Consider the following 24,691-nt stretch of genomic DNA (forward strand, 5'->3'; position numbering starts at 1 on the left):
AGGCTACTCACTATTCACAACGCTGATTCAGCTCACGCTCTTCTAAATAAGCTTGAATATCCGCATAAACCGGTGTTAAGAAACGTAATGGGCTCGCTAAGCTAGCCACTACAGATGCATGCCGCGTGCTGCTATATAAATGCATTGTTACCGGCACACCTAATTCCTCGAGCCGAGCTTGAAACTTTTCAGCATGCGCCGGTTCTGCAACGGTATCGGCCTCCCCATGAATTAACAACGTTGGCGGCATATTCGCCGTAGCTAGGGCTATAGGATTCGCTTCATTGCCCTCAACTTGGCCGAATTTTTCCCGCACTCGCTCATGATCAAGTGGCAAATCATAAGGGCCAGAAAGCGCGAGTAACGCAGCAATTTCTATATCGCCCGCATTGTTCTGGTTTAAATATTGATTATCCGCCGCAAGTAACGCCGCAGTATGCGCACCCGCCGAATGGCCTGCTAAAATAATACTACTGCCTAAATTACAACTCTTCGGCAAATGGTTGCGCATTTCGCCAATTGCCATTGCAACATCGCTCACGAAAGCTGGGAACTCGGCATCAGGATAAAGCCGGTAGTTTGGAATGAGGGTAATGTAGCCTAATCGGGCAAATGCTTGGCCAACGAATTCAAATTGCTCTTTACTGCCCTGATCCCAAGCGCCGCCATACACAAACACCAAAACGTGTTCGTTGTAATGGCCATCGGCTGGTAGATACAAATCCATGCTTTGGCGAGCATCGCTGCCATAATCGATATCCGATTCCAACGAATAGGCCCCCGCTGGCACTACCGAGTTCAATACTGTTAATGGTTGGCAAGCGCTTAGCAGCGCCACTAAAAGTAAAATTACTGCCAACAAGCCTAGTTGGGGGTAGTACAATTGCATCTATGATTCCTTTTTAATTGCGCTTAATTATGTATAAACCAATGCGCTTACGCCATGCTGTATTTAGCTATGCGGTTTGCACTTTTTTAAACACATTCAATCTAATTTTCTCTACTTTAACGCAAATTCTCACTAAGCATCGCTATCAAATTATATTTTTTTATGACGTTTTTATGACAGGCAAACAGTTGCTTTTCTTGCAATATCAAAAGCTTGGCTACCAGCTGCCGAAAATATCCACAAAAATTCAACCCGACAATGATTTCATTTCCCGATAATGCTCTATAAAATGCCCGTACAATTTTAGACATGACGCAGTTTGCGTTGATTATTCAGGTAGTGTTGCCAACAAAAGCACGCCACATCAAAGGCTTAACCTATGAGTTATTCGTTATTTGATTTTCTACAATTAGTTGGTTCATTGGGTATTTTCATTTTTGGTATGAAAATCTTCAGTGAAGGGTTACAAAAAATAGCCGGCAGCCGCCTGAAAGGTATCGTTTCCGGCATGACCCGCAACCGGTTAACCGGTGTGGTAACCGGCTTCGGTACTACCGCAATTACCCAATCCTCTACCACCACCACGGTAATGGCCGTGAGTTTCGTAAATGCCGGCCTGCTTACTTTCGTGCAATCAACCGGTGTAATCATGGGTGCCAACATTGGTACCACAATTACCGCATGGATGGTGGCTCTATTTGGCTTCAAATTCCAAATTACGCCGATAGCATTGGCGGTAATTGGTATCTTCTTCGCATTCTTATTCTCGGGCAATAACCGCCTGCGCAATATCGCCGAAGCCATGGTTGGTTTTGGTATTTTGTTTATCGGCCTTGAGTTTATTAAAGGTGCAGTGCCCGATATTAACAGTAACCCAGAAATACTGGCATTCATGGATGCCTTCAGTGATTACGGTTACTTATCGTTAATTATCTTCGTGCTCGCCGGTACCGTGTTAACCCTGCTTACGCAATCATCATCGGCGGCCACTACGATTACACTCGTTATGCTGTTTGAAGGCTGGATATCCTTCCCGATAGCAGCGGCAATGATATTAGGTGAAAACATCGGTACCACGGTTACGGCGAATATTGCCGCCTTGGTGGGGAACGTACAGGCGAAGAGGGCCGCGAGGTTCCACTTCTTCTTCAATATCATTGGCGTTATTTGGATGATGATACTTATCTATCCAGTGATCATGCTGATTGATAATTTAACCCAGTATGTATCCGAAAACCCAATTTCAATTCTTAGCGATGATGAATCGGTGAGGGGGAATGCGGCACTTGCCTTATCCTTCTTCCATACCTTCTTTAACGTGATGAACGTAGTGCTATTGTTTGCCTTTGTGCCGATGATTATTCGTTTCGTTGAGTATATTCAGCCCGATAAGAAAGGCGAAGATGAATTCCACTTGCGCTACATTAGCGCCGGCCCAATGACATCGCCTGGGTTCTCAATTGAGCAAGCGCACAAAGAAACACAGCACTTGGCCGATATTCTTGAAAAAATGCATCTTGCATTGAACGAACTCGCCACCAACCCGAAAGCCGATCGTACTTTGCTTCTGGAGAAAATACGCAATTACGAAGAAGCTACCGATGTATTAGAAATCGAGATTTCTGATTATCTGGTGCGAGTAAGTGAGCACACTAACTTAGAGCGTTCGCAAACTGAGCGTATTCGCCACATGCAAACCATGATTAATGATATGGAACGCATTGCTGATATTTACTATCAAGTATCGCTACTAACTGAGCGTATGGTTGAATCGCGGGCTGATTGGCCAGAAGAGGCCATGCAAGAATTGGCTGAAATGCTGGAAACGGTAAACAGTGCAATTCACACCATGAAAGAGAACGTATCGAAAGAGCCAGAATACGTTGATCTTGAAAGTGCATTGGTACAGGAAGAGGCCATTGATCGCTGCCGTGATATGTATCGTGCCAGCCACTACCTTCGCCTAGAGGGCGGTAACTACCCGGCACGCTCTGGTGTATTGTTTATGGATATGCTGAATCGTTTAGAACGTATTGGAGATCATATCTTGAATGTAAATGAATCGGCTGCCGGCCGCCGCCTAAAGGCGAGCCGTATCGAAGATTAAGAATTTACATTAAATCGCGGCGCTTTTTGGCCGCAACTAAAAGCGATGTTTCAGTTGAACCTGAACATCGCTTTTTTATTGCCTTGCGCTTAGGTAGCTACACCGTAAATAAACACACTAATAATATATAAATAGCCCAAGCTTAACGCGATATTGAGCAATAAAATAAGGTACCAAAATGGCGTGTTAATGCCATTTTCAGCGCGTTTAGCAGCTGAGCGAAGCGCGATGCTCGAGCCGATAGAAAACACCGCTGAAGCTACCAATAGCGGTAATGATATGAGCGCAGCAAATAACAATACGCCGCCCTCTGGGGCCGCACTTAACGAAGCTTGCTGCTGCATAAGCCAGTGCACGGCCAACGCAATAAATGCTGCAGCAAGTGCTAATACTTGAATTTTCTTCATCTTAATTGCCAGTTATCATGAATAGATTTCATTTTAGTATTCAATATCTCAATTACAAAGCCTAGTTAAGGCTGGAATTTAGCATGCCTTATCGTTAAACTCATCGTTAAAATCAAACGCGCGTTTAAAAGTAAGGATCCGCATGCAGTTTTCAGAAATATTAGCCTCCATGAGTTCCGAAGCAAACCAAACTATGCTCTTACCAGAAGGCTGGAATCAAGGGCGGGCTCTTTTTGGTGGCCTTACCGCCGGAATAACCTATCAACATGCATTGAACGGAGTGAATCCTGCTCAACAGGTTCGTGCGCTTACCGTGTCTTTCGTTGGCCCGTTAGCAGCTGGTGAAGCAACCTTGAAACGCCGAATATTGCGCGAAGGCAAGAACGTTACGCAAGTGAGCGTAGAAATTGAGCAAGATAATGCGGTTATGCTGAGCGCTTTAATAACCTTCGGGTTATCGCGCCCTTCGGCGGTTAAAGTAACCGATACACCCACTGCAAAAGTGCCACCGCGTGAACAAGGCCCAGCATTTCCAAAATCAAAACTGAGCCCAGAATTTACCCATCATTACGATTATCGGGTAAGCGTGGGTGGCATGCCATTTAGCAACAACACATCACGGGAATTTGGGGGGTGGATGCGCTACTCTCAAGAAGATAGCCCTATTGATATAGGCTTATTCTTAGGTTTAGTAGATGCTTGGCCACCTGCGGTGTTACCGCATCTTGATACGCCAGCGCCAGCCAGCTCACTTACCTGGACAATAGAATTTCCCGAACCATTGCCAACCACGAAGCGCACTAGCGATTGGTGGCAATATGTGGCTTATATTGATTATGCGGCCGATGGTTACGGCCATACCCATTCACATATTTGGGATAACGATGGCAATTTGGTAGCGATAAGCCGGCAAACAGTAACTGTATTTGGCTAAAAGGGTGATTTCTGAGCCCCGCTCTTCCGGGCTCTTTTATTAGGCAAGCACCGATTGCCGATCGAGCGCATTACCGAGCGCACCGAAATAATCGAGCCAAGCTTTTTGTAATTGCAGATTAAGGGCGCTTGCCGGATATAGCCCCGCAAGCGCCGCTTCACTTTTCAAGCATCCCGAAACTAAGAAATGATTCTTTTGTGGCAGTGTTTGTAGCGCCTTTTCGAACCCCCGCGCCGCGAGCTCTTCTGGCAAGCTGAAGTATAGTGATTTGTTGGCTGCATCAACGCTTTGGCAATGCTTCACAAACGCGTTCGCTTTATCGCCCTCAGCATTCAGAAACAATGTTCTATAAGCATTGTGTAATAATTCGTTTAGCGCATGCGGGTGGTAATCATCGCGTTGCAACCAAGTACTGCTCGCAAACGCATTCTTTTTTGTTACATCAGGAAATAGTTTACTGGCAATATAGTGATCAAACGCATGAAACCATTCATGGGCTAAGCTGCCGCCACCTGCGTTTTTAGTGAGTGCAAGAATACGGCCTGCTGGCTGATAATGAGCTGAAGCGCCAAGCTGGCCACCACTACCAAACGTAAGTGCCACTTCACCATTCATAGAAATCACCGCCGGTGGCACCGCCAAAATTTGCTGCAAATCACAGAGCGCATCATAAAATAAGTTAGCGCTCACTTGCTCTTCTTCGGCTGTTACCCAACGCCCAATTTTTATCCGATAGAAATAGAAGCGTTGCACCACATCGCGAAAGCTTACACTTTCTCCGCGGCGATGATCTGGCCCATTCCGATAAAATTCGCGCGGTGTGCGCGCTGTTTCTGTACTACTTTGCATTAATAATGCGCCAACTAATTGGGTAACCCTACAAATGCACCACGGTTGCGTTTCGCTACCGCTTGCATAAATGCCGCAAACTGCGCTGCATTGCCATAACTTGCGCGGTGAAAGCCAATTCCGTGAATGCGAAATCTTGGGGTGCCATCAGGCCGCATATTTGCTTGAGTAATATCGGTTACCACTTGATCGAGTGTGCCCGGCCGAAAATCATCGCCGAATACATATAAACTTACTTTGCCTTGCTGATTTTTATAAAGATCGAGAGCGCGGAAAATACCTACTTCCGGCGCACTCGCACCGCCGCGAAAATTCGCTAAACCCTGAATGGCACGCTGGCGCATGGTATTAGTATCTGGCAACCACCGCCCCTCTTGGCCGGAATACATAAAGCTGCCATCGGCTGCCATAATTTGAAAGCCTTTCATTTGCGGGTGGCTCTTAATGATATCTTCCACAACGCGGGTTACTTGGTTCCAACCTTGATCAGCCGACATCGAACCCGAATTATCAATTACAAAAATTACATAATCGGCATCGGTAGGTATACCACCCGCTTCAGGCGAAGGATCATCCGGCGAACTCGCAACATTCAACCTCGCTTGTTCTTGGCGAATATCGCTGCGAAGCGATTGCGCCTGCCTCTGTAATTGCGCAATGCTTGCTTGTGCACGCGGTATCGATTGCTCCAGAGCCTCGGCATCGGTTACATCCGCACTTGCGGCCGAAGTTACTTCACCTAGCTGTTCCAGTTCGCCTCGCAAACGCTCGCTCAGCTCCGCAACCCGCCCCTGAGCTGCCAGTAGTTGCTCAATACGCACGGTTACTTCAGAGGCCGAGGCATCGGAAGGAACATCAGCATTTCGGGCCAACAACACTAGCAACACCACTGCGCCAAAGGCACAGGAAATGATATCTAAAAATGAAAGGCTAAATATTTCAACCGGAGCTCGTTTAACTCTACGCATTATGGCCACTCCTGCGAAGGCGCTAAGAACCGGCCGTTTGTTGCATTAGCCCACTCCCAATACATTGAAGGGGCGAACGGGTCGCCTTCAAGGGGCAATAAAATAATATTCATACGATAATTACCGGGCACCCGTTTAATCGTTTCAATCAGCAATTCTTGCCGGCAATCGGAGGAAATTGAACGTTGCCGAGAAATGAAATTGCGGCAACGTAAGCCCAACCCTTCTCCCAAAGTAGGCAAACCATCGGTGATCAAATAGATATCGGTAACACCTGGGTTTGCTGCCAACAAGGTTTGCATTCCCAATAGCAGATTAGTGCCACCATCGGGCGTTACTTCATCAATTTCATTGGCAATTTGCTGAATCGAACTAGTCGATGGCACCGGATTTATATTGCGTGGGCCTAGAACTTCTGCCGTATCAGAAAAGCTTACCGCGGTAACCCGCGAGCTCTCCGGTAATCGCGCTAACAGCCATTTCGCCGCGCGAACATTGCGCCGCCATTTTGCCGTGCGCTTGCGTTGTTCCGGCGCATAGCTCAAGGCCAGCAGAACCTCTACCAAGTTATCGCCCATCATAGAGGCCGATTTATCAAATAAAATGCCTATTTGCCGGCCTTCTACCACCATACCGGTAATGTAGTTCTCTTCACCTACACCGCTTAAACGAATATTTGAATCGGGGGTTTCAATATCTGCAAGGGCAGCTAATTGCTGTTCTAAATCAGCGATTACCGCAAGTTCAGTAGAGAGTTGCTGCAAAAGTTGCCGCTGTTGCGCCAAGCTCATTTGCTGCGCTTCCTGCGAACCTTGTTGCCGAGCTTGCTCTTCGGCAATAGCGGCCAAGGCGGTTTCAATAGCCTGAGAAACTTCAATTTCTTCACTGGTTGCAGCGGCTATTTCTGCATCTAAGCGGTTTATTTCATCGCTTGGATCGATAGTTGCTGCATAAAAATCCACAAGAATAAAAATAAGAATAACTGCACCCAAACCACATGCCATAACATCAAGAAATGACATGTTGAACGCATCGTTATTCCGCCGCTTCAAACGCATAGAAATGCCGCTTAATTATGCAGGTGGGAAAGCAGGTTCTTTTCGCAAGAACCTTGAATTTTTAGCACCATGGCATCTTGCCGGCTATTGAGTAAATGCATTAAATACATCAACAGTACCGATATCAGCAAAGCTACTAACGTTGAGTTGAAGGCTAAGCCAAGCGAAGCTGTCATGCCTGAGATATCGCCAGCTAGCGCATCATCGGCCTGTGCCAACGCTTGCCCGATTCCGCGCACGGTGCCCACAAAGCCCAAGCTTGGAATAGCCCAAATCAAAAAGCGCACCATGTTGTTGCCACTTTCCAGCTGTGCAGAAACATTATCCACCGACGATTCAATAGCATCGGCGGCATGCTGTACGTTTTTGGTATGCTTGAAGCGCCGAATGCAGCTTATCCAAGTAGCCAACGCTGGGTTTTCACGATACTTCGAACCTTCAAGTTGGCTTAGTGCTAAATTCACATTCAGCGGTTCTGATTTATCGTGATCAGCAAGGAAATCTTGGCTATAAATCGCTTCTTCATCTACTAAACGCCAAATTTTATAGGCCATTAAAAAAATACAAACGAACATTAGCGAAATACAAATTTGTTGTTCTACGCCATTGAGCACCACCCACAAAGACGATAACGCAAAGGTTCCCTCAGCATTTACTAGCTGCTCAGCTGCTGGCCTAACCATGCCCGCGTAAAACAGCTGCACCACGGTAAATGAAATAGCCACTACAATAAAACTCACCAGCACGCCTGGGTTCATTGATGCATTTGGATTATGAATTTTCATATACTTAGCCTAATTGTAATGTTTGAGCTGATGGTTAAATATTCGTAGGAAAATCTTGCGGCGCATCGAGCGATACAAAGTACGCCATTGCACTAGCACCCGCGAGCGCCAGAATGAATATCGACACTATAATAATTAATCGTTTTTTCACGTTCTCACCTATGAAAAATACCTATGAAGAATACCTATCAAGAGCACCTACAACCGCCAACAACCATTAGTTGTGGTAGCGCGCAATACGAAAACCAATATCAGCTGCAGGCTCGGTGCCCTGAGCCCGAGCACTAGCGCGCAATAATTGCATTTGCCCGGTAAGGTAAGAAGAACCCTTTACCACCCGGCCATTGCCATTATCAGGGCCTAAATAGTTTTCTGCCGCAGGCGCCATATTGCTAGGGCCCGCAGATTGCAGTTGATAATAATCATGCACCCATTCGCGAACATTGCCAGCAAGATCATAAAAGCCGTTTCTATCGGCAGGGTAACTACCTACCGGTGCTTTACCCTTGTGCTCATCTTCATAATCGCGCAGCACAAAGGTTTGTTCACCGCGTAACGATTCATCAGCAAAGTTTGCTTGATTATCGCGAAGCACGGCTTGGTTACCCCAAACATACTGGGTGCGTGCCGCCCTCCGAAAATGCTTGGCTACAAACTCCCACTCTGCTTCGCTCGGCAAGCGATACCCACGTGAACCAATGCGCACATCAACCAAGGTATCGCCACGAATAATATAAAACGGCAATAAGCCCTCTTGCTCACTCAGCCAATTGGTAAACCGTGCCGCATCAAGCCAACTCACGTTGGTTACTGGTAATTCGCTTGAGGTATCGCCTTGCCCCGTGAAGCGCGCATATTGGCCCTCGGATATTTCATGCGTAGAGAGCCAAATATTGCGGGTAAAGGTTACTGGGCGTTCCACCTCGTTGCGGTTGCGGCCATTTTCACTTAATGGCGAACCCATGGTAAAAGCCTGCAAGCTTACCGGTAGCAAATTTATACCAATAGTATTGGCAAATAGTGGCCGGCCTTCAGCTCGGCGGGCATCAAATTCAGTTAAAAGCTCAGCGTTCACATTGCGTGCTACCGAAGCCGAAGGGCGAACCTCGAGCTGCCGAGTTCGATATCCTGGCGCCCGAAACTCCAGCGTTTGCACCACTGTTTGTAAACTTAACTGCAACGGCACTTGCCCCTGAGCAACGCCGTTGATAAAAACGTTTGCCGGCACATTAGCAGCAACATTTACTGTACCCATTTGCGCACGCAAATTAAATTGCACTTCGTTATCTTCACCTGGGGTTAATTCAATACGTTCTGAAGCCGGCCAGTAGCCCTCTTTTTCATACCGCACCAACAAAGGCTGGTTGGCATTTACTCGTGCCGGATTTGCCACCGGCTGCTCGTTTACGCTAAGAATGCCACCGCTCGGTTGCACCTCAGCACGCAACGTTGCCTTCAATAGTTCAAGCTGATAGTTCCGCTCAGCAACTAAGTTGTTCACACTCAACCGAACAGTATCGAGTATGGGCTCATAGCCCTCAGCTTGAATCTGAACCTGATAGCTGCCGCCATTGCGGGTTAATTGTAACGGTGTGTTACCTACAATTTCGCCATCTATCTTTACTTCTGCCCCCAAGGGCACTGAACTCAAACGCATTTCACCCACAGCGGGCTCTAAGTGAAACTCGTGGCTTAAGTGCTGCCCTTTGCTGGCGGTAATAATGGTGTTTTGCGGTTGATAAAACGGGTGCGAAACCGCCAAATTAAATTCACCTTCGGGCAATTCAATACGAAATTCACTACCCTCGCCCAATGTTACGCCATCAATTTGCCAACTGGCATCGTTCAACGCAGTTGCAAGGCTAGCGTTGAGTATTGCCGGCTGTGGCTCCAAGGTAACGTTAATATTGCTTGGTGTAGTGGCATCAATATTAACTTCTTTAGCTATGTATAAGTGAGCGCTCACCTCAATGGTGGCATTGCTACCCAACAAATACAGCTTATTACCGAGCATGAATCCAGCGCCAGAAACCGTGCGGAATTGAGCTTGTTCACGAGCTTCATTCGGAGCAACAGTTACGGTAAAACCTTGTAACAAAAATAACCAAAACATATATACAGCAAGCACAATTACCAAAGCACTGCCGCTTAATATTGCCAATACCCGGTGTTTACGTACGCCAGAATCAATGGCGCTATCCAATGCGTTCAACCCTTCACTCCCTTAAATCCGCTCATCACACATCAATGTAACTGCAATCGGTGCTGCCGATTGCTCCACCACTACGGTGATAATTTTTGAGCGATATCCTTCGCGCCGCCCTTCAAACTGATAAGTACCCGGTTTTAACGAAAAGGAATACTCAGCATGCGTACCCACTACCCCTTCACCCAGAACACGAACATGGGTGCGGTTATCACTGGTAAGCACAACCGTTACGGGCTGATTGGCAACGTCGATAAGTTGCTCTAATTCGCTAATAGCCCCGCTCAAGCGGGCGCTCATTTGCGCATAACGCTCTGCCGTGGCAACCGCTTGCTGCGCGTTTTGCAGCACGGTTAAATCGGCGAGCCGCTGCGGCCGATCAATGTAACCTTGCAGCTGCGCTTGAGTTTGCACAATTGCACTCGCTTGCGTTAACGCATTGCGAGAAACACTGTGTGAAGGATATTGCTGCAAGGCATTGTTCGCTACCATTGCCACCGTAGCCCATTCATCAATTTCTTGAAATAAAGCTAACTGCTGCTCAATTTGTGCTAACTCCCGTTCGGTTCGGGCTGTTGCTAACCGCACACGCACATTAGCTATTTCTGCACGGCCGCTATCAATTTGCGCAGCTCGATTAATGGCCGTTTCAGCTCTATCGAGATCACCGCTATCTAAAGCTTCAAGCGCTATGTTTAATGCATTTAAAAAGGCACGTTCAGCAAGCTCAGCACGAACTACCCGTGCTCGCTCCGCTGCGCGTTGATGCGCATTATCTAAAGATAGCAACCTTTCAAGAAGCTCTATCTCCCGAGGTAAGTTATTTTCTGCTTGTGCTGTTTGGCTTTGCAACCATAACGCTTGCACCTCTTCATAGGCATCTAAACGCGGCTGCAACTCAAGGGCAGGGCCGAAACTAGGGTTTATGCGAAGTGACTCGGCGTTAAGCAAACGCGCACGGGAAATTTCATTATCAGAGAAGGCCGCCAGAGCCTGTTCATAGGTATCGGTGTAAGCTGATTCGTAATCACTTTCAAGGCTACTGAGGCTACTGTTAATTTCACTCAGTGTTGCACGAGCCCCAGCATAATCAGTTGCCGTATACAGCGCATAAGCGTTCTCCAATGCCTGTTCTAGCAAAGTGAATTGTTCCGGGCGCCATTCGTTAAAGGCTGTATTATTGCTTGCGCGTTGCAAGCGCTGGCGAGTATCAGAGAGCCGCTGTTGAATAGCCGCTCGCTCGGCAGTATCAACGGGCGCTTGGTTAACTTGGTTCTGGTCTTTTACTACCGATGTTTGCGCACTTTTTTTCTCAGGCTCTGAGCCAAACGATTTGGTTAAGCTCGTAATTAGAAAATACAAAAGCGCAGCAAAGGCAACGATGAGCAGTGATACCACTAGCACCTTCGCAGCCTTTTTGAACAATCTGAGCCTCTCGGCTTTTACTTCGGATATCGAATCATCAATATTAGACACAACTTACCTCTTATCTTTCCCTTCTGCTTTTTGAGCATTAAGCTGCGCTACAGATTCTGGTCCGGTGTCGCCTCTATTTTATAAATCTCAAATAGCTGAGCGCGCAATTGCGTGTATTGCTCTCGCGCACTACCCTGCAATTCAATCGTTTGATCACGATATTCAATTACTTGCGGCGTTACTTCGATATCTAAGTTTTGGCCCATTTCTGTGAGCAATTGGCGTTGGTTATTAAGATTTTGGTTGGTTTGAATCGCACCACCAATGTTATACAACGAAGTTGCGCCAAGCACTATCGCACCGATTTCGCCCGCAGCTGAACCAGAGTTGCGAAGTAACAAACCGGCACCCACTGCCGCTAAAAGTGCAGTAGCTTGCTGCCGCCCACGCTGGGCTTTTTCACGGCGAATAGTGGCGGCAACCGGCAATGTTTCTCGGTGATAATCGCTGTAGCTTGAATCACTTTGCTCATAAAATGCCGCATAGTTGTTCTGTAGATCCGAAATAAAGCTTTGCTCTTCCGCCTGAATCATGCGAATGCGTTGTAGCATTGGATCTTCATCGGCAGGGAAACCGTTTAAGCTATAAACTACGCCATTACGCGTAGATTTTTGCTCTAAATACGAACCCATAGTTTCGGGGCTATACATAGCTGCGTAACGAAGTTCAGATACGGCCTGAATGTTGGCTTTCTGCGCTTCGCTTTTTTCGCGAAGCAAATCGTAAACATAGTTCGCAATGCTTGTGAAAATAGGCTCATAAGGGTTGTTGCCACTGTTAAAAGCATCACGGTAGAAACCTTCACTCACCCGATATTCGAAGGTTTCAGTACCCCAAAGTGCATTGGTGCCATCCATTACCCGAACACTAATATTAATAGTTTCAGTATCAGAATGATTAATTTTTCCTAACACATAGATATCAGCCGAAGCATTGGTATCAGGTGTTACATCAATTGAACCAAAAGAGTTGGTTTTGCTTAGTGCGTTCTTTGTATCAAGCGCAAAACGGTTAGCTTCAAGCCTACGAATCTGTGGCCAAATATCATCTTTTACCAGCTGGTCGTAATCAACATTGCCATTTCTATCAAGCGGCAAGCCTGGGTCGAATACAGGCACTGCAACATTTAAATAGATATCCGAGTTATAGGTGTAATTACGCTGCAAGTTTCCCAGCGTGTTCGCACCAGAAGGGCCTGTCATGGTTGGGCCTACGTGGCGAACATCTGGCCCTGTTTGGCAAGCACTTAACACCAGTGCAGCTACACCAAGCATGAACAGCTTGCGAAATACCTGAATTATAGATTGTGAAAAGTGCATACTCGTTCCCTATTTTTTATGTCCGTCGCCACTACTGGCACCCGTAGTCGTTTTTAAGTTTTTCAAAATGAGCTTTTTCTGAATCCGTTTTTGCCCCAGCTAAGCCCTGCTTAATAGCATCACAAACTGTTGATGTTCCACCTGCTCCGGCAGAGCCACGGTGCTCTCGAGAAGCTGATGCCGGCGGCGCCGTATCGGTGTTCATATCTTGTTGATCAAGTTCTTCCGGTAATTCATTCGTACCATCTATTCCAAAACCACCATTTACTAAGCCAACGCTACCAGCATTTACCATACGTTCTTGTGCTGATTCATTAGCAGCCGATCTGCAGGCTTCGTAATTACCAACATTGGCTTCAATATTCGCGTTTAGCAGGGTAACTCGCTCTCCCCGCGTAAGCTCTTGATCAAAAAAGTTATCAAAAACTAAATGTGAACAATCTAGGTAAAACACTGAACTTACCGGTGCCATAGGCGCCGCGGCCACAGCATTTTCAGTTCTTGGCTTTTCTTCTTCGGCGTGCGCCGCTGAAAAAGTAGATAAAGCAACAAACAAGGCACCCAAAACAAACGCTGTAGTTGCCAGCGTGTTTTGCTTAACTTTCTGCTTTAATATTTTCATATCGATTCCGCCAATAACGTTCTATCATTCACACCGAAACATTCGCGTTCACCAAACCTACACTTTATATCCAAAATGAAGCTTTAGGCTAACTATTCTTAAGTTAACACTTTTTATAATAACTATACTATTAGGTATTGAAATTATAATAAGGTTCCATAAAGCAATTCATCTATCTTTTAATGTAGCCTAAACCACATGCGCCTGCGCTATTTTCTACTGCCGATTAGGCCTTAAAAGCTAGGCATGAAAAACGCGCCAAGAGGCGCGTTTTTCTTAATCTTTTGGCTTTCAACTGCAGGCTCTAACTTAGGCCGCTTCTGCAGCTATCGCCTTAATTTTGCCTACGATTGCGCGCAAGCCATTACCGCGGGTAGGTGATAAGTGGTTTTCTAAATCAATCGCCTGAAAATAGCCATCTATATCAAATTCGGTAATATCTTTGGGCTGCTTGTTATTGTAAGCCGCCATTACTATGGCCAGTAAGCCACGAACAATCATGGCATCGCTATCAACACGGAAGGTAAGCGCACCATTATCTTGTTGCGCCAGCATCCAAACATCGCTCTGGCAGCCTTTCACTTTCAATTCCGGCGCGCGTTCTTCTTCAGGTAATTTCGGCAATGCCTTACCAAGATCGATAATGTACTGATACCGTGATTCCCAATCATCAAGAAACTCGATATCTTCAATAATTTCGGTAGTGCTTGGTAAGTTCATGTAATTCTCACGTTCAGGATTAGCATTCTGCGCTAACGTTTAAAAAAACACGCCCGCTTCAAGTTGTGCTTCTTCGCTCATCATATCGCGCGACCAAGGTGGATCAAACACGAGATCAACCTTTACTTCTTTCACATGCGGCACCATACCTACACGGTATTCCACATCACCTACTAATACAGGGCCCATGCCACAGCCCGGTGCGGTTAGTGTCATATCGATAGTAACAACGCCCTGCTCAGCATCAACCACTACTTTGTAAATCAAGCCAAGTGATACAAGATTAATAGGAATTTCAGGATCATAAACCGTTTCTAGAGCTTCCCAAACTTGCGCTTCAGAAACCTTGCCATCTTCCGGTTCAGGGAAATTCAATACAGTAGGTTTACGGCCAATGGCATCGGCATCGGTGCCATCAATTCGCAACATATTGCCGCCCCAAGTAACGGTGTAGTTGCCACCGAGATCTTGCGTAATGTTTACGAACTCTCCGGCAGGAATAATTTTCACTTCACCCGTAGGAACCCGCCGCGCTTTGCAATCGCGAGTTATAGATACAATCTTTTGCATATTTACCTTAACCAATGCACCTTAACAAATGCGCTTTAACTCACGCTGAAGCTTTCGCCACAGCCGCAGGCATCAACAACATTTGGGTTATTGAATTTCAAGATGCCATTCACGCCCTCTTTCACATAATCCAGTTCAGTATTACGCAACATAGGAACAGCAGATTGAGCCACAGAAAGCTTCAATGTTTCATTAACCTCAATCACCACATCACCTTCTTCTGGTGAATCGGCAAAATCAATCACATAGGCGTAACCTGTGCAGCCACTAGGCTTGGTAGATAAGCGAATAATTTTACCCGGCGTAGCCGCTAGCTTGGCCGCAAAGTGCTTCGCAGCACTTGGGGTTACGGTAATTACGCTAGTTTCTGGAACAAAAGTTTCAACCGACATAGCTACTCCTTTAAGCCAGCATCGTTTGGGCTTTTTTCAACCCAACAAACAACTGCTCAACTTCTTCGAGTGTATTATAAATACTAAATGAAGCACGCGCAGTACCTGGCACACCAAGCCGTTCCATTAACGGCTGGGCACAGTGATCACCGGTACGAATGGCAATGCCTTGGCGATCGAGCAAAAAGCCTACATCTGCTGGGTGCGAGCCTTCGAGAATAAAGCTATACACACCAATTTTATCTTTGGCGTTGCCTATCAAACGCAGGCCTTCAATCTCAGCGCCAAGCTCAATAGCGCGCTCTAATAATGCCTTTTCATGTGCTTGCACAGCTTGCATATCAAGTTGCTGGAACCAACGAACGGCCGCAGCCAAACCGATAACACCAGCAATGTTCGGCGTGCCCGCTTCTAAACGATTTGGCAATGCACCCCAAGTAGCATCTTGGTAGCTTACTGAAGCTATCATTTCACCACCGGTTAACCATACTGGCCAATCTTCTAGCACCGCTTGTTTGCCCCAAAGCACGCCCACGCCGGTTGGCCCAAACAGTTTATGGCCAGAAAACACATAGAAATCGCAGCCAATAGCGCGAACATCCACATTACCGTGAGCAATACCTTGAGCGCCATCAATAAGCACTAACGCTTTTGGCGCATGCGTGCGTACTTGCCGAATCAAATCAACAATCGGGTTCACGGTTCCCAGCGCATTCGAAACATGCGGCATGGCAACAAATACAGTGTTCTTGTTCAGCAACTCAGTAAAGGCTTCACGATCTAACGTGCCGTTATCATCAATAGGCGCCACGTGCAGCGTTGCACCACTATGTTTGCAGGCCTGCTGCCAGGTTACTAAATTCGCATGGTGTTCAAGCTCGGTAACCACCACTTGATCGCCAGCTTTTAAGCGCTGCGCCATACCTTTGCTAACAATATTAATGCCTTCGGTAGTGCCGCTTGTCCAAATCACTTCTTCACGGGCGTTGGCGTTAATAAAATTCGCCACCACAGTGCGCGAATCTTCATACAGCCGCGTAGCTTCATCACTTAAAAAGTGCGCACCACGATGCACGTTGGAATTGCTCTGGCTGTAATAATTCACCAAAGCATCAATTACCACTTGCGGCTTCTGCGTGGTAGCCGCGTTATCCAAATACACCAAAGGCTTGCCGTGAACTTCACGGCTTAAAATGGGGAACTCTTGGCGTAACGCTTGAACATCTAAGCTCATTTTGTCTCCATGGCACTGAATCGCTCACGTAACAGCGGTTGCAGCCATGTAGATAAAGCTTTGTTTGGCATTTGGTTAACAAGTTCCTGCACAAAACCAAAGTTCAACATCACTAATGCTTGGCTGCGCGGAATGCCGCGAGTTTGCAAGTAATACAGTTCTTCTTCGGCAATTTCCGCCACGGTTGCACCGTGTGCGCATTGCACATCATCAGCATAAATCTCGAGTTCAGGCTTAGTGTTAATTTGCCCACCACGAGATAACAACAAGTTGCGATTATTCAATTCAGCCAAGGTTTTTTGCGCATCACGGTGAATATGAATACGGCCATTAAATATAGCTTTGGCTTTATCGCCCACAATACCACGGGCATTTTCTTCGCTGGTGCCATTTGGCTTCGCGTGCTCAATGGTAGTGTGTAAATCAAAGTGTTCTTTTGGTGCCAGCAAATAAATGCAGTTCATTTTCGCGAACGCATGCTCAGCAGCATGAATCACATCAGTATCAATACGGGTAAGGCGGCTACCATAGCCCACAATTGTGCTATTTAAGCGCGAGTGTTCACCCAATTTAAAATGGCTACCACCCATGTGAATCGCTTCTTGCCCATGCATCGCAAAGCGATAATGTTCAAGCTTGGTTTCACTGCCAAGCACATATTCAGCATACGCTGTGTTCATGCTATGGCCGTTGCCCGCGCCGTGCTCAATAACGGTAACCTTCGCGTTATCGCCTACGTTCACTAATACCCGGTGATGCGATTCAACACCATCAGTAACAAAGTTTACAATACGAATTGGCTGTTCAATTTCAGCACCAGCGGCAACATCGATCACCACGCCTTGCTCAGCTAATACATCGTTCACCAAGCCGAATAAATGGTGAGTAGGCTTTGCTTGGTTAAATATTTTACTAATACGCGCTTGCTGATCGGCATTCACGCCGTGCAATGAAGTAACAGTTACCCCTTCAGGCAAAATTAACTTGCTAAAATCAGTAACCGGCTGGGCATCAACAAATACCAAATCTAAGCTATTTAAGCCTTCAATAGCCGGTGCTTCGGCATTTACAGTACTTTGGGCGCTATTCGCTTGAGCGAGTTCTAATTCCGCCACTTCATGCAGCGATGTATACCGCCACGCTTCAGTGCGGCGCGTAGGCCAGGCTTGCTCACGCAGAGTTGCTAGTGCAGTTTGCCGAACAGGGCTCAGCCAATCGTTAACCGTGCTGGCACGATCAAGAACGTTTGCTAACCACTGGCTCATGCACTTGCCTCCTCATGGCCTTCAAGCCACGCATAACCAGAAGCTTCCACTTCTTTCGCAAGCTCCGGGCCGCCACTTTTCACAATTTTGCCATCGGCAAGAATGTGAACATAATCAGGCTGAATATAATCAAGCAAGCGTTGATAATGGGTTACAACAATAAAGCTGCGTTTGCCATCGCGTTGGCTATTCACGCCATCTGCCACTACTTTGAGCGCATCGATATCAAGGCCAGAATCAGATTCATCAAGAATACAAAGCTTCGGCTGTAACAAAATCATCTGCATAATTTCGTTACGTTTTTTCTCACCACCAGAAAAGCCTTCGTTCACGCCACGCTTCAAGAATTCGAGTGGTAAATTTACCTGTTTACAAGCCGCTTTCGCTGTTTTCAAGAACTCAGCAGCCGTTAACGGCTCTTCACCACGTTCTTTCCGTGCTGCATTTACGCTCTCTTTCATGAATTCCATGTTGCTTACGCCAGGAATTTCTACCGGATACTGGAACGCCAAGAAGATACCGGCACGTGCACGCTCATCTACTTCCATATCCAATAAATTTTGGTTCTCAAATTCAACTGTTCCGCCTTGCACTTCGTAATCTTCACGGCCTGATAGCACATAACCTAGGGTACTTTTACCGGCACCGTTGGGGCCCATGATCGCATGTACTTCACCCGGGTTGATAGTGAGATTAAGCCCTTTAAGAATGGTTGTCTCTTCAACGCTGGCCTGCAAATCTTTAATGGTTAACATCATTTACCCCACTGAACCTTCAAGACTAATTTCAAGTAATTTGCCCGCTTCTACTGCGAACTCCATCGGTAATTCTTTAAATACTTCTTTACAGAACCCATTCACAATCATCGATACCGCTTTTTCAGTATCTAAGCCACGTTGTTGGCAAAGGAACAGCTGATCATCACTTACTTTCGAAGTGGTAGCCTCGTGCTCAACAATGGCGGAAGGGTTCGAGCTTTCAATATATGGGAACGTGTGTGCTGCTGATTTATCACCGATCAACAACGAATCACACTCGGTAAAGTTACGTGCGCCATCAGCTTTCGGGCCCATTTTCACCAAACCACGGTAAGCATTACTGCTGTTACCCGCAGAAATACCTTTCGAAATAATCGTCGATTTTGTGTTTTTACCTAGGTGAATCATTTTCGTGCCGGTATCGGCTTGCTGGCGGCCACGAGTTAGAGCAACTGAGTAGAATTCACCTACGCTGTTATCACCGCGCAAAATACAGCTTGGATATTTCCAAGTAATCGCCGAACCGGTTTCAACCTGAGTCCACGAAATTTTTGCGTTGGTTTCACAAATACCACGCTTGGTAACAAAGTTATAAATACCGCCTTTACCGTTCTCATCGCCCGGATACCAATTTTGCACCGTGCTATATTTGATTTCGGCGTTATCCTGCGCTACCAACTCAACCACTGCAGCATGTAGCTGGTTTTCATCACGCTGCGGCGCAGTACACCCTTCAAGGTAACTTACGTGGCTGCCTTCCTCGGCAATAATCAAGGTACGTTCAAACTGGCCAGTATTTAATTCGTTAATACGGAAATAGGTAGAAAGCTCCATTGGGCACCGCACGCCCTTCGGAATATAAACGAATGAACCATCGGTAAACACAGCGCTGTTTAGCGCGGCGAAGAAGTTATCGCTACGCGGCACCACGCTACCGATATATTTCTTAACTAAATCAGGATATTTTTTAATGGCTTCAGAAATAGGGCAGAAAATAACGCCCGCTTCTTCAAGTTTAGCTCTAAACGTGGTTACCACTGATACTGAATCGAATACAGCATCTACCGCAACGCCCGCCAACATTTCCTGCTCATGCAGTGGAATGCCTAGTTTTTCATAGGTACGCAGTAACTCAGGATCAACTTCGGCCAGCGATTGTGGCTTATCTTTCATGCTTTTGGGTGCTGAATAGTAAGAGATTGATTGGTAATCAACCTTCTCATAACCCAAGTGCGCCCAATCTGGCTCTTTCATTTTCTGCCATGAACGAAACGCCTGCAAACGCCAATCAAGCATCCACTCTGGTTCTTCTTTCATCGCAGAAATACGGCGAATAACAGATTCATCCAAACCGATGGGGAAAGTATCTGATTCAATCTCAGAAACGAAGCCAGCATCGTATTTACGCGCTAGGGCTTTATCGATTTGTTCACTCATCCTGTTACCTCTTGTTCAGACCATGTTGTTCAAACCATCTAGAATACCGCAATTATACATTTCCCGACTAAATCACTCAAGTATTAAGGGCAAAACAGTGCAAACAAAAAGCACGCGGGAAGGTGCTTTTGATAGACAGCTTGTAACCTAGCCGAAATAGAGCTACTTTTTGATCAATTAGCGAGGAGGGTTCAAATTATGCTTAGCGCCATGCCAGATAAATTTTCGAGTTTTAAAGAGTTTTACCCTTATTACTTAAAAGAACATAAAAACCGTACAAGCCGGCGTTTACATGTAGTTGGCAGCCTATTGGTATTGGCAATTATCGCAACAGCTATTATCACGGGTTCCTGGATGTTGTTGTGGTTGGTGCCATTCGTAGGATATGGATTTGCTTGGGTAGGGCATTTTTTCTTTGAAAAGAATAAGCCAGCTACTTTTAAACACCCGCTTTACAGCCTAATGGGCGATTGGGTAATGCTAAAAGATGTGCTTACCGGCAGGCTTCCCTGGTAATAAAAATAAATATTAATTTTAGGCATAAAAAAACGCGCCCGAAGGCGCGTTTTTTATGAGCTATGTAAATTACACAGCTACGATATTTTCTGCTTGAGGACCTTTAGGGCCCTGAGTAACAGTAAATTCTACAGTTTGACCTTCAGTCAAAGTTTTAAAACCGCTACTAACGATTGCACTAAAGTGAGCGAACACATCAGCGCCGCCTTGTTGTTCTAGAAAACCAAAACCTTTAGCTTCGTTAAACCATTTAACAGTACCAGTTACAGTATTAGACATAATTAACATCCTGAAATTTATAAAATAAAAGTGCCCTTTCGAGGCGATAATTCGGAGAGAAAATAAAAACAAAAATTAAATACTACAGGACGGAGGTAATTACGAATAATACGGCAACGCAGTGAAGATCTAAATAATATTTACTATCCAACGCCGGCTAGGTTACTCCTATCTGAGTGAGAGTCAACGTTTGTTTCGAAAAGAATTAAATATATGTTTTCTTTTATTTTTTTTATTAGCGCAACAAATACCATGCAGCTAGGGTTGTAGCCGATAATGTAGCGGCTAAACCATAACAAATAATTATGCTTACAAGGCCACCACCGAGCTTTACATCGTGTAAACCATGCCGAATTCTGTGCGCAGCATGAAATGCGGGCAGGCAAATAACCGCGCCCGTAAACATTAAGCCCCAAATACTCGCGTAGTAACCCCGCACTTGCTGATAACTAATATCGATAATACCAAGGGGTGCCATAATTCCGAATATCAGAACCACAGCGGGTATAAACACAGCAAAACATACACCCCCGGCGCTGAATAAGCCCCACCATAGCGGTTCTAAATGCAGGCCTTGCCAGCGGCTGCCAGTTTTATTTGCATTCATACACCACCTCCCGGGCCTGCCACTATGCCGTGAGCAGCCCCCGAAAAAACGAACAACCATAAAAATACAGTGATTACCGCAACCACCGCGAGCCATTGGCCCACCACCATTATCGCTGGGGGCACAAGCTTAGTACCCACGCGAATCGGCATTACCCGCGGAAATAATTTAAAAAAGGTAAAGGCATGATAAAGGGCGGCGATAAGCGCCACTGTGTGTATCGCTACAACCCAAGGGTTAGCCATAAACCGCTGCCAGCTCGCAAACTGCTCAACGCTTTGCAATGCAAAAGCGCCAGCGCTAAGTGAGCATAGTAAGAAGACCAATGGCAACACCGTGCCTTCGCGAAGCATATACAACATAAAAAACCGATGCTTAAGCCACCATGTGCGCGTTAATGTTGGTTTATAGCTCATGCGCGGTGCTCCCCTTAAACATCTGAATCAACATACTTTTCGCCGATTCAACTTTACCTTGGTTCACGGCGGCCGCTGGATCTACCTGCTTAGGGCATACATCAGAGCAAAAGCCCACAAAGGTACAGCTCCACACGCCATTGTGGCTATTCAGCATGGGCATACGCACCGCTTTTCCGGTATCGCGGCTATCAAGGTTGTAGCGCTGTGCTAATGCAATGGCTGCTGGCCCAAGAAACTCTGGGTTTAAACAGAACTGCGGGCAAGCCGAATAGCACAAACCACAGTTAATGCAGTTCGCGAACTGCTTATACTTTGCAAGTTGCGCTGGAGTTTGCAGGCTCGGTTGTAACTGCTTTTGTGTGCTCGTTTCCGCAATTAAATACGGCTTTACCGCTTCTAAGTGGATTAAAAATTCATCCATATTCACGATTAAATCGCGCTCTACCGTAAAGTGCGCCAGTGGCTCTACCGTTAAACTTGCAGTGATGCTGGTATTGGTAGCGGTATTTTTTTGCGCTGGGGAGGTGCGCACCGAGTAATTGCGCAAGAACTCTTTACAGCCAAGCTTCGGAATTCCATTCAACATAAACCCACACGAGCCACAAATGGCCATGCGGCAACTCCACCGAAAACTAAGGCTAGGATCTAACTCTTCTTTAATAAAATTTAGGGCATCGAGCACCGAGGTGCTCTCATCGAAGGGCACGGTGAATTCCTGCCAGAAAGGTTCTGATTGCGTCTTTTGCTGTTCTTCAGGAAGATAGCGCTTTACCCGCACTAGCGCCTGTTGCATTCCTTTATTCGCCGCCATCAGAGCTTCCTTCTTTCTTCCCGCGTTGTTTTTGCTCGAACTCTGTTGGCTCACGCTGCACTTCAGCGGCTGCGCCCGCGTGCGCTGAGCCCGCCGAACCATACAAGCGTTCGCCCGGAGCCGAAATATGCGTATCTACCGCTTGCCACTTGAGCTTTGCTGCCTTTCCTGGAACATAAAACACTTGGCTGTGGCGCAAGAACTCCGCATCGTTACGCTCGGTGCAATCGGCATCTAAACGTTGATGCGCACCTCGCGATTCACGCCGCTCCAGTGCCGCTAAACAAATTGCCTCAGCCACATCTAAACTGAATTCAAGTTCTAAACAATGCAGTAAATCAGTGTTGTAAGCTTTGCTGTTATCGCCCACTCGAACGTGCTGAAATTCCGCTTGTAAACGCCGCACAGAATCGAGCGCCTGCTGCAAACCTTGCTCATCACGATAAATACCACAACCGGTTTCCATGGTAGCCACTAGCTCCCGTTTGATGGGCACCCACGAGCGCGCTTCTTGGCTGGTATCGGTAAGCTTGTGCAACTTAGTTTGCCATTTCTTATGCAGCTTTTGGCTCTCTTGCTCTAGGCCCGTAACCTTCACACCCTTTTGCAGCGCACGCGCCGCCGCCTGTTCGCCCGCCAACCGGCCAAATACCAGCAACTCAGTAAGTGAATTCGAGCCTAAGCGGTTAGCGCCATGCAAACCTACCGAAGCGCATTCGCCAGCCGCAAACAAACCTTTCAATGTGGTTTCGCAATGGGCATCGGTTTCAATACCGCCCATGGTGTAATGCACCGCAGGCCGAATCGGAATTAATTCGTGAACAGGATCAACATCTACATACGCTTTTGCCAATTCACAAATAAACGGCAACCGCTCGTACAAATAGGCTTTTCCTAAATGGCGCAAATCCAGATACACCACATCGGAACCATGATGCTTTCCGGTTCGCCCAGCTTTTTGCTCATGCCAAAAAGCCTGCGAAAGCTTATCGCGCGGGCCTAGTTCCATATATTTATTTTCAGGTTTACCCAACGGCGTTTCCGGCCCAAGGCCGTAATCTTGCAAGTAGCGATAGCCATCTTTGTTCACCAACAAACCACCTTCACCACGGCAAGCTTCGGTAATCAAAATGCCACTGCCGGGCAAACCTGTTGGGTGATATTGCACAAATTCCATATCCCGCAGCGGCACACCATGGCGATAAGCAATGGCCATACCATCACCCGTAACAATGCCGCCATTAGTATTGAAACGGAATACGCGGCCAGCTCCGCCGGTTGCCATAATCACCGCGTTTGCATACAGCATGTGTAGTTCGCCAGTGCTAATTTCCAGCGCCAGCACGCCTTGCACTTGCTGCTGAACACTCACCAGTAAATCAAGTACAAAATATTCATCGAAACGCTGAATAGAAGGGTATTTTAACGAGGTTTGGAACAAAGTGTGCAGCATGTGAAAACCGGTTTTATCGGCCGCAAACCATGTACGTTCGGTTTTCATGCCGCCAAAACGGCGCACCTGCACATCACCATTTGGCTTACGCGACCACGGGCAACCCCAGTGTTCCATTTGCACTAATTCTTGATAGGCATGGCGCACAAAGTAATCCACCACACCTTGCTCAGCTAACCAATCACCACCTGCCACCGTATCATCGAAATGCGCTTCCACGGTATCATCGGGCCGCGTAACCGCAGCGGCCCCGCCCTCGGCTGCCACCGTATGCGAGCGCATCGGGTAAACTTTCGAAAGCATCGCAATGTTGAGTGGTTTGGCTTTATTACTACCCGCCTTTGCACCCGCTTCTGCTGCAGCAATTGCCGCCCGCAAGCCAGCTCCACCGCCACCCACAACAATAATATCAAACTCGTGCTGTTGCATTACTGCTCCTTGTGTTGCGTGGCTTTTATTATGGGGAAATTAATTTTTCTGTTCTTGCGCCAGCGCAATTACCGCATGGCCATCACTAAACACTAGCTCAAGTACATAGTTATGCACATGATCAACATCAATAATTCTCATAATTTGCGGCTATCACAGAAAAAACTACCCACTCCTATTT

At 46.7% G+C, this 24,691-nt stretch carries 26 protein-coding genes; 3 read left to right on the forward strand and 23 right to left on the reverse strand.

Going from position 1 to position 24,691, the window contains the following annotated elements; all coding sequences use genetic code 11:
- Positions 1–10 precede the first annotated feature (10 nt).
- Positions 11–889: an alpha/beta hydrolase gene (locus A28LD_RS05320; protein WP_007420044.1), complete on the reverse strand. Its 879-nt coding sequence runs from the start codon at positions 887–889 to the stop codon at positions 11–13.
- Between the two features lie 379 nt (positions 890–1,268).
- On the opposite strand from A28LD_RS05320, the gene A28LD_RS05330 reads away from it, so the two are divergent.
- On the forward strand, positions 1,269–2,996 hold the full coding sequence (locus A28LD_RS05330) for a Na/Pi cotransporter family protein (protein ID WP_007420045.1): 1,728 nt from the start codon (positions 1,269–1,271) through the stop codon (positions 2,994–2,996).
- Between the two features lie 89 nt (positions 2,997–3,085).
- On the opposite strand, the gene A28LD_RS05335 is transcribed toward A28LD_RS05330, so the two are convergent.
- Positions 3,086–3,403 carry a hypothetical protein gene (locus A28LD_RS05335; RefSeq protein WP_007420046.1) on the reverse strand — a complete coding sequence of 106 codons (318 nt, stop codon included), beginning with the start codon at positions 3,401–3,403 and terminating at the stop codon, positions 3,086–3,088.
- 142 nt (positions 3,404–3,545) lie between these two features.
- Here A28LD_RS05335 and A28LD_RS05340 point away from each other — a divergent pair, with 142 nt between their 5' ends.
- A complete protein-coding gene (locus A28LD_RS05340; protein ID WP_007420047.1) occupies positions 3,546–4,337 on the forward strand; it encodes a thioesterase family protein in 792 nt (263 codons plus the stop codon).
- Between the two features lie 39 nt (positions 4,338–4,376).
- Here A28LD_RS05340 and A28LD_RS05345 read toward each other — a convergent pair whose 3' ends face one another.
- The 15 genes from A28LD_RS05345 to sufB form a co-directional block, all read right to left on the reverse strand.
- Positions 4,377–5,186: a CLCA_X family protein gene (locus A28LD_RS05345; RefSeq protein ID WP_007420048.1), complete on the reverse strand. Its 810-nt coding sequence runs from the start codon at positions 5,184–5,186 to the stop codon at positions 4,377–4,379.
- Between the two features lie 14 nt (positions 5,187–5,200).
- Positions 5,201–6,154 carry a VWA domain-containing protein gene (locus A28LD_RS05350; RefSeq protein WP_007420049.1) on the reverse strand — a complete coding sequence of 318 codons (954 nt, stop codon included), beginning with the start codon at positions 6,152–6,154 and terminating at the stop codon, positions 5,201–5,203.
- The gene (locus A28LD_RS05355; RefSeq protein WP_007420050.1) at positions 6,154–7,212 is read right to left on the reverse strand and encodes a vWA domain-containing protein; all 1,059 of its coding nucleotides are present in this window, start codon (positions 7,210–7,212) and stop codon (positions 6,154–6,156) included. Before A28LD_RS05355 ends, A28LD_RS05350 begins: the two co-directional genes overlap by 1 nt.
- Before the next feature lie 11 nt (positions 7,213–7,223).
- Positions 7,224–7,997, reverse strand: a complete 774-nt coding sequence (locus tag A28LD_RS05360; protein ID WP_007420051.1) for a MotA/TolQ/ExbB proton channel family protein — start codon at positions 7,995–7,997, stop codon at positions 7,224–7,226.
- A 217-nt stretch (positions 7,998–8,214) separates the two neighbouring features.
- Positions 8,215–10,209, reverse strand: a complete 1,995-nt coding sequence (locus A28LD_RS05365) for an SUMF1/EgtB/PvdO family nonheme iron enzyme (RefSeq protein WP_007420052.1) — start codon at positions 10,207–10,209, stop codon at positions 8,215–8,217.
- Positions 10,210–10,221: 12 nt separating this feature from the next.
- Positions 10,222–11,679 carry a hypothetical protein gene (locus tag A28LD_RS05370; protein ID WP_007420053.1) on the reverse strand — a complete coding sequence of 486 codons (1,458 nt, stop codon included), beginning with the start codon at positions 11,677–11,679 and terminating at the stop codon, positions 10,222–10,224.
- Between the two features lie 47 nt (positions 11,680–11,726).
- Positions 11,727–12,998, reverse strand: a complete 1,272-nt coding sequence (locus tag A28LD_RS05375) for a hypothetical protein (RefSeq protein ID WP_007420054.1) — start codon at positions 12,996–12,998, stop codon at positions 11,727–11,729.
- A gap of 31 nt (positions 12,999–13,029) precedes the next feature.
- On the reverse strand, positions 13,030–13,620 hold the full coding sequence (locus A28LD_RS11920) for a hypothetical protein (protein ID WP_007420055.1): 591 nt from the start codon (positions 13,618–13,620) through the stop codon (positions 13,030–13,032).
- A gap of 309 nt (positions 13,621–13,929) precedes the next feature.
- A complete protein-coding gene (locus A28LD_RS05385) occupies positions 13,930–14,340 on the reverse strand; it encodes a SufE family protein (protein WP_007420056.1) in 411 nt (136 codons plus the stop codon).
- Positions 14,341–14,379: 39 nt separating this feature from the next.
- Positions 14,380–14,910 carry a putative Fe-S cluster assembly protein SufT gene (gene sufT / locus A28LD_RS05390; RefSeq protein WP_007420057.1) on the reverse strand — a complete coding sequence of 177 codons (531 nt, stop codon included), beginning with the start codon at positions 14,908–14,910 and terminating at the stop codon, positions 14,380–14,382.
- A gap of 35 nt (positions 14,911–14,945) precedes the next feature.
- Entirely contained in the window at positions 14,946–15,302 is a 357-nt protein-coding gene (locus A28LD_RS05395) for a HesB/IscA family protein (protein WP_007420058.1), read from the reverse strand.
- A gap of 10 nt (positions 15,303–15,312) precedes the next feature.
- On the reverse strand, positions 15,313–16,536 hold the full coding sequence (locus A28LD_RS05400) for an aminotransferase class V-fold PLP-dependent enzyme (RefSeq protein WP_007420059.1): 1,224 nt from the start codon (positions 16,534–16,536) through the stop codon (positions 15,313–15,315).
- Entirely contained in the window at positions 16,533–17,801 is a 1,269-nt protein-coding gene (gene sufD / locus A28LD_RS05405) for a Fe-S cluster assembly protein SufD (RefSeq protein ID WP_007420060.1), read from the reverse strand. Before sufD ends, A28LD_RS05400 begins: the two co-directional genes overlap by 4 nt.
- Complete coding sequence (gene sufC / locus A28LD_RS05410; RefSeq protein ID WP_040487083.1) at positions 17,798–18,556, reverse strand: Fe-S cluster assembly ATPase SufC; 759 nt, start codon at positions 18,554–18,556, stop codon at positions 17,798–17,800. Before sufC ends, sufD begins: the two co-directional genes overlap by 4 nt.
- A gap of 3 nt (positions 18,557–18,559) precedes the next feature.
- Complete coding sequence (gene sufB, locus A28LD_RS05415; RefSeq protein ID WP_007420062.1) at positions 18,560–19,996, reverse strand: Fe-S cluster assembly protein SufB; 1,437 nt, start codon at positions 19,994–19,996, stop codon at positions 18,560–18,562.
- A gap of 198 nt (positions 19,997–20,194) precedes the next feature.
- Between sufB and A28LD_RS05420 the strand changes: the two genes are divergently transcribed.
- Positions 20,195–20,512, forward strand: coding sequence for a DUF962 domain-containing protein (locus A28LD_RS05420; RefSeq protein ID WP_007420063.1), 318 nt, complete (start codon positions 20,195–20,197; stop codon positions 20,510–20,512).
- Positions 20,513–20,581: 69 nt separating this feature from the next.
- Here A28LD_RS05420 and A28LD_RS05425 read toward each other — a convergent pair whose 3' ends face one another.
- From A28LD_RS05425 to A28LD_RS12365, 6 genes are all read right to left on the reverse strand, one after another.
- Positions 20,582–20,791: a cold-shock protein gene (locus A28LD_RS05425; protein WP_007420064.1), complete on the reverse strand. Its 210-nt coding sequence runs from the start codon at positions 20,789–20,791 to the stop codon at positions 20,582–20,584.
- A gap of 235 nt (positions 20,792–21,026) precedes the next feature.
- On the reverse strand, positions 21,027–21,398 hold the full coding sequence (frdD, locus tag A28LD_RS05430; protein WP_007420065.1) for a fumarate reductase subunit FrdD: 372 nt from the start codon (positions 21,396–21,398) through the stop codon (positions 21,027–21,029).
- Complete coding sequence (locus A28LD_RS05435; RefSeq protein WP_007420066.1) at positions 21,395–21,814, reverse strand: fumarate reductase; 420 nt, start codon at positions 21,812–21,814, stop codon at positions 21,395–21,397. Before A28LD_RS05435 ends, frdD begins: the two co-directional genes overlap by 4 nt.
- The gene (locus A28LD_RS05440; protein WP_007420067.1) at positions 21,804–22,628 is read right to left on the reverse strand and encodes a succinate dehydrogenase/fumarate reductase iron-sulfur subunit; all 825 of its coding nucleotides are present in this window, start codon (positions 22,626–22,628) and stop codon (positions 21,804–21,806) included. Before A28LD_RS05440 ends, A28LD_RS05435 begins: the two co-directional genes overlap by 11 nt.
- A complete protein-coding gene (frdA, locus tag A28LD_RS05445) occupies positions 22,615–24,510 on the reverse strand; it encodes a fumarate reductase (quinol) flavoprotein subunit (protein ID WP_007420068.1) in 1,896 nt (631 codons plus the stop codon). Before frdA ends, A28LD_RS05440 begins: the two co-directional genes overlap by 14 nt.
- 39 nt (positions 24,511–24,549) lie before the next feature.
- Positions 24,550–24,651, reverse strand: a complete 102-nt coding sequence (locus A28LD_RS12365) for a DUF971 domain-containing protein (RefSeq protein ID WP_139043524.1) — start codon at positions 24,649–24,651, stop codon at positions 24,550–24,552.
- Positions 24,652–24,691 lie beyond the last annotated feature (40 nt).

The organism is Idiomarina sp. A28L (genome assembly GCF_000218785.1).
In the GTDB taxonomy this organism is placed as follows: domain Bacteria; phylum Pseudomonadota; class Gammaproteobacteria; order Enterobacterales; family Alteromonadaceae; genus Aliidiomarina.

Excerpts from the sequence above, each read along its gene's own strand:
- sufC (WP_040487083.1), bottom strand. The coding sequence starts at position 18,556 with ATGTTAACCATTAAAGATTTGCAGGCCAGCGTTGAAGAGACAACCATT.
- frdA (WP_007420068.1), bottom strand. The coding sequence starts at position 24,510 with ATGCAACAGCACGAGTTTGATATTATTGTTGTGGGTGGCGGTGGAGCT.
- A28LD_RS05420 (WP_007420063.1), top strand. The coding sequence starts at position 20,195 with ATGCTTAGCGCCATGCCAGATAAATTTTCGAGTTTTAAAGAGTTTTAC.
- sufB (WP_007420062.1), bottom strand. The coding sequence starts at position 19,996 with ATGAGTGAACAAATCGATAAAGCCCTAGCGCGTAAATACGATGCTGGC.
- A28LD_RS05400 (WP_007420059.1), bottom strand. The coding sequence starts at position 16,536 with ATGAGCTTAGATGTTCAAGCGTTACGCCAAGAGTTCCCCATTTTAAGC.
- A28LD_RS05425 (WP_007420064.1), bottom strand. The coding sequence starts at position 20,791 with ATGTCTAATACTGTAACTGGTACTGTTAAATGGTTTAACGAAGCTAAA.
- A28LD_RS05440 (WP_007420067.1), bottom strand. The coding sequence starts at position 22,628 with ATGGCGGCGAATAAAGGAATGCAACAGGCGCTAGTGCGGGTAAAGCGC.
- A28LD_RS05355 (WP_007420050.1), bottom strand. The coding sequence starts at position 7,212 with ATGCGTTTGAAGCGGCGGAATAACGATGCGTTCAACATGTCATTTCTT.
- sufD (WP_007420060.1), bottom strand. The coding sequence starts at position 17,801 with ATGAGCCAGTGGTTAGCAAACGTTCTTGATCGTGCCAGCACGGTTAAC.
- A28LD_RS05435 (WP_007420066.1), bottom strand. The coding sequence starts at position 21,814 with ATGAGCTATAAACCAACATTAACGCGCACATGGTGGCTTAAGCATCGG.
- A28LD_RS05345 (WP_007420048.1), bottom strand. The coding sequence starts at position 5,186 with ATGCAAAGTAGTACAGAAACAGCGCGCACACCGCGCGAATTTTATCGG.
- A28LD_RS12365 (WP_139043524.1), bottom strand. The coding sequence starts at position 24,651 with ATGAGAATTATTGATGTTGATCATGTGCATAACTATGTACTTGAGCTA.
- sufT (WP_007420057.1), bottom strand. The coding sequence starts at position 14,910 with ATGCAAAAGATTGTATCTATAACTCGCGATTGCAAAGCGCGGCGGGTT.
- A28LD_RS05385 (WP_007420056.1), bottom strand. The coding sequence starts at position 14,340 with ATGAACTTACCAAGCACTACCGAAATTATTGAAGATATCGAGTTTCTT.
- A28LD_RS05320 (WP_007420044.1), bottom strand. The coding sequence starts at position 889 with ATGCAATTGTACTACCCCCAACTAGGCTTGTTGGCAGTAATTTTACTT.
- A28LD_RS05340 (WP_007420047.1), top strand. The coding sequence starts at position 3,546 with ATGCAGTTTTCAGAAATATTAGCCTCCATGAGTTCCGAAGCAAACCAA.
- A28LD_RS05395 (WP_007420058.1), bottom strand. The coding sequence starts at position 15,302 with ATGTCGGTTGAAACTTTTGTTCCAGAAACTAGCGTAATTACCGTAACC.
- frdD (WP_007420065.1), bottom strand. The coding sequence starts at position 21,398 with ATGAATGCAAATAAAACTGGCAGCCGCTGGCAAGGCCTGCATTTAGAA.
- A28LD_RS05335 (WP_007420046.1), bottom strand. The coding sequence starts at position 3,403 with ATGAAGAAAATTCAAGTATTAGCACTTGCTGCAGCATTTATTGCGTTG.
- A28LD_RS11920 (WP_007420055.1), bottom strand. The coding sequence starts at position 13,620 with ATGAAAATATTAAAGCAGAAAGTTAAGCAAAACACGCTGGCAACTACA.
- A28LD_RS05330 (WP_007420045.1), top strand. The coding sequence starts at position 1,269 with ATGAGTTATTCGTTATTTGATTTTCTACAATTAGTTGGTTCATTGGGT.
- A28LD_RS05360 (WP_007420051.1), bottom strand. The coding sequence starts at position 7,997 with ATGAAAATTCATAATCCAAATGCATCAATGAACCCAGGCGTGCTGGTG.
- A28LD_RS05375 (WP_007420054.1), bottom strand. The coding sequence starts at position 12,998 with ATGCACTTTTCACAATCTATAATTCAGGTATTTCGCAAGCTGTTCATG.
- A28LD_RS05350 (WP_007420049.1), bottom strand. The coding sequence starts at position 6,154 with ATGCGTAGAGTTAAACGAGCTCCGGTTGAAATATTTAGCCTTTCATTT.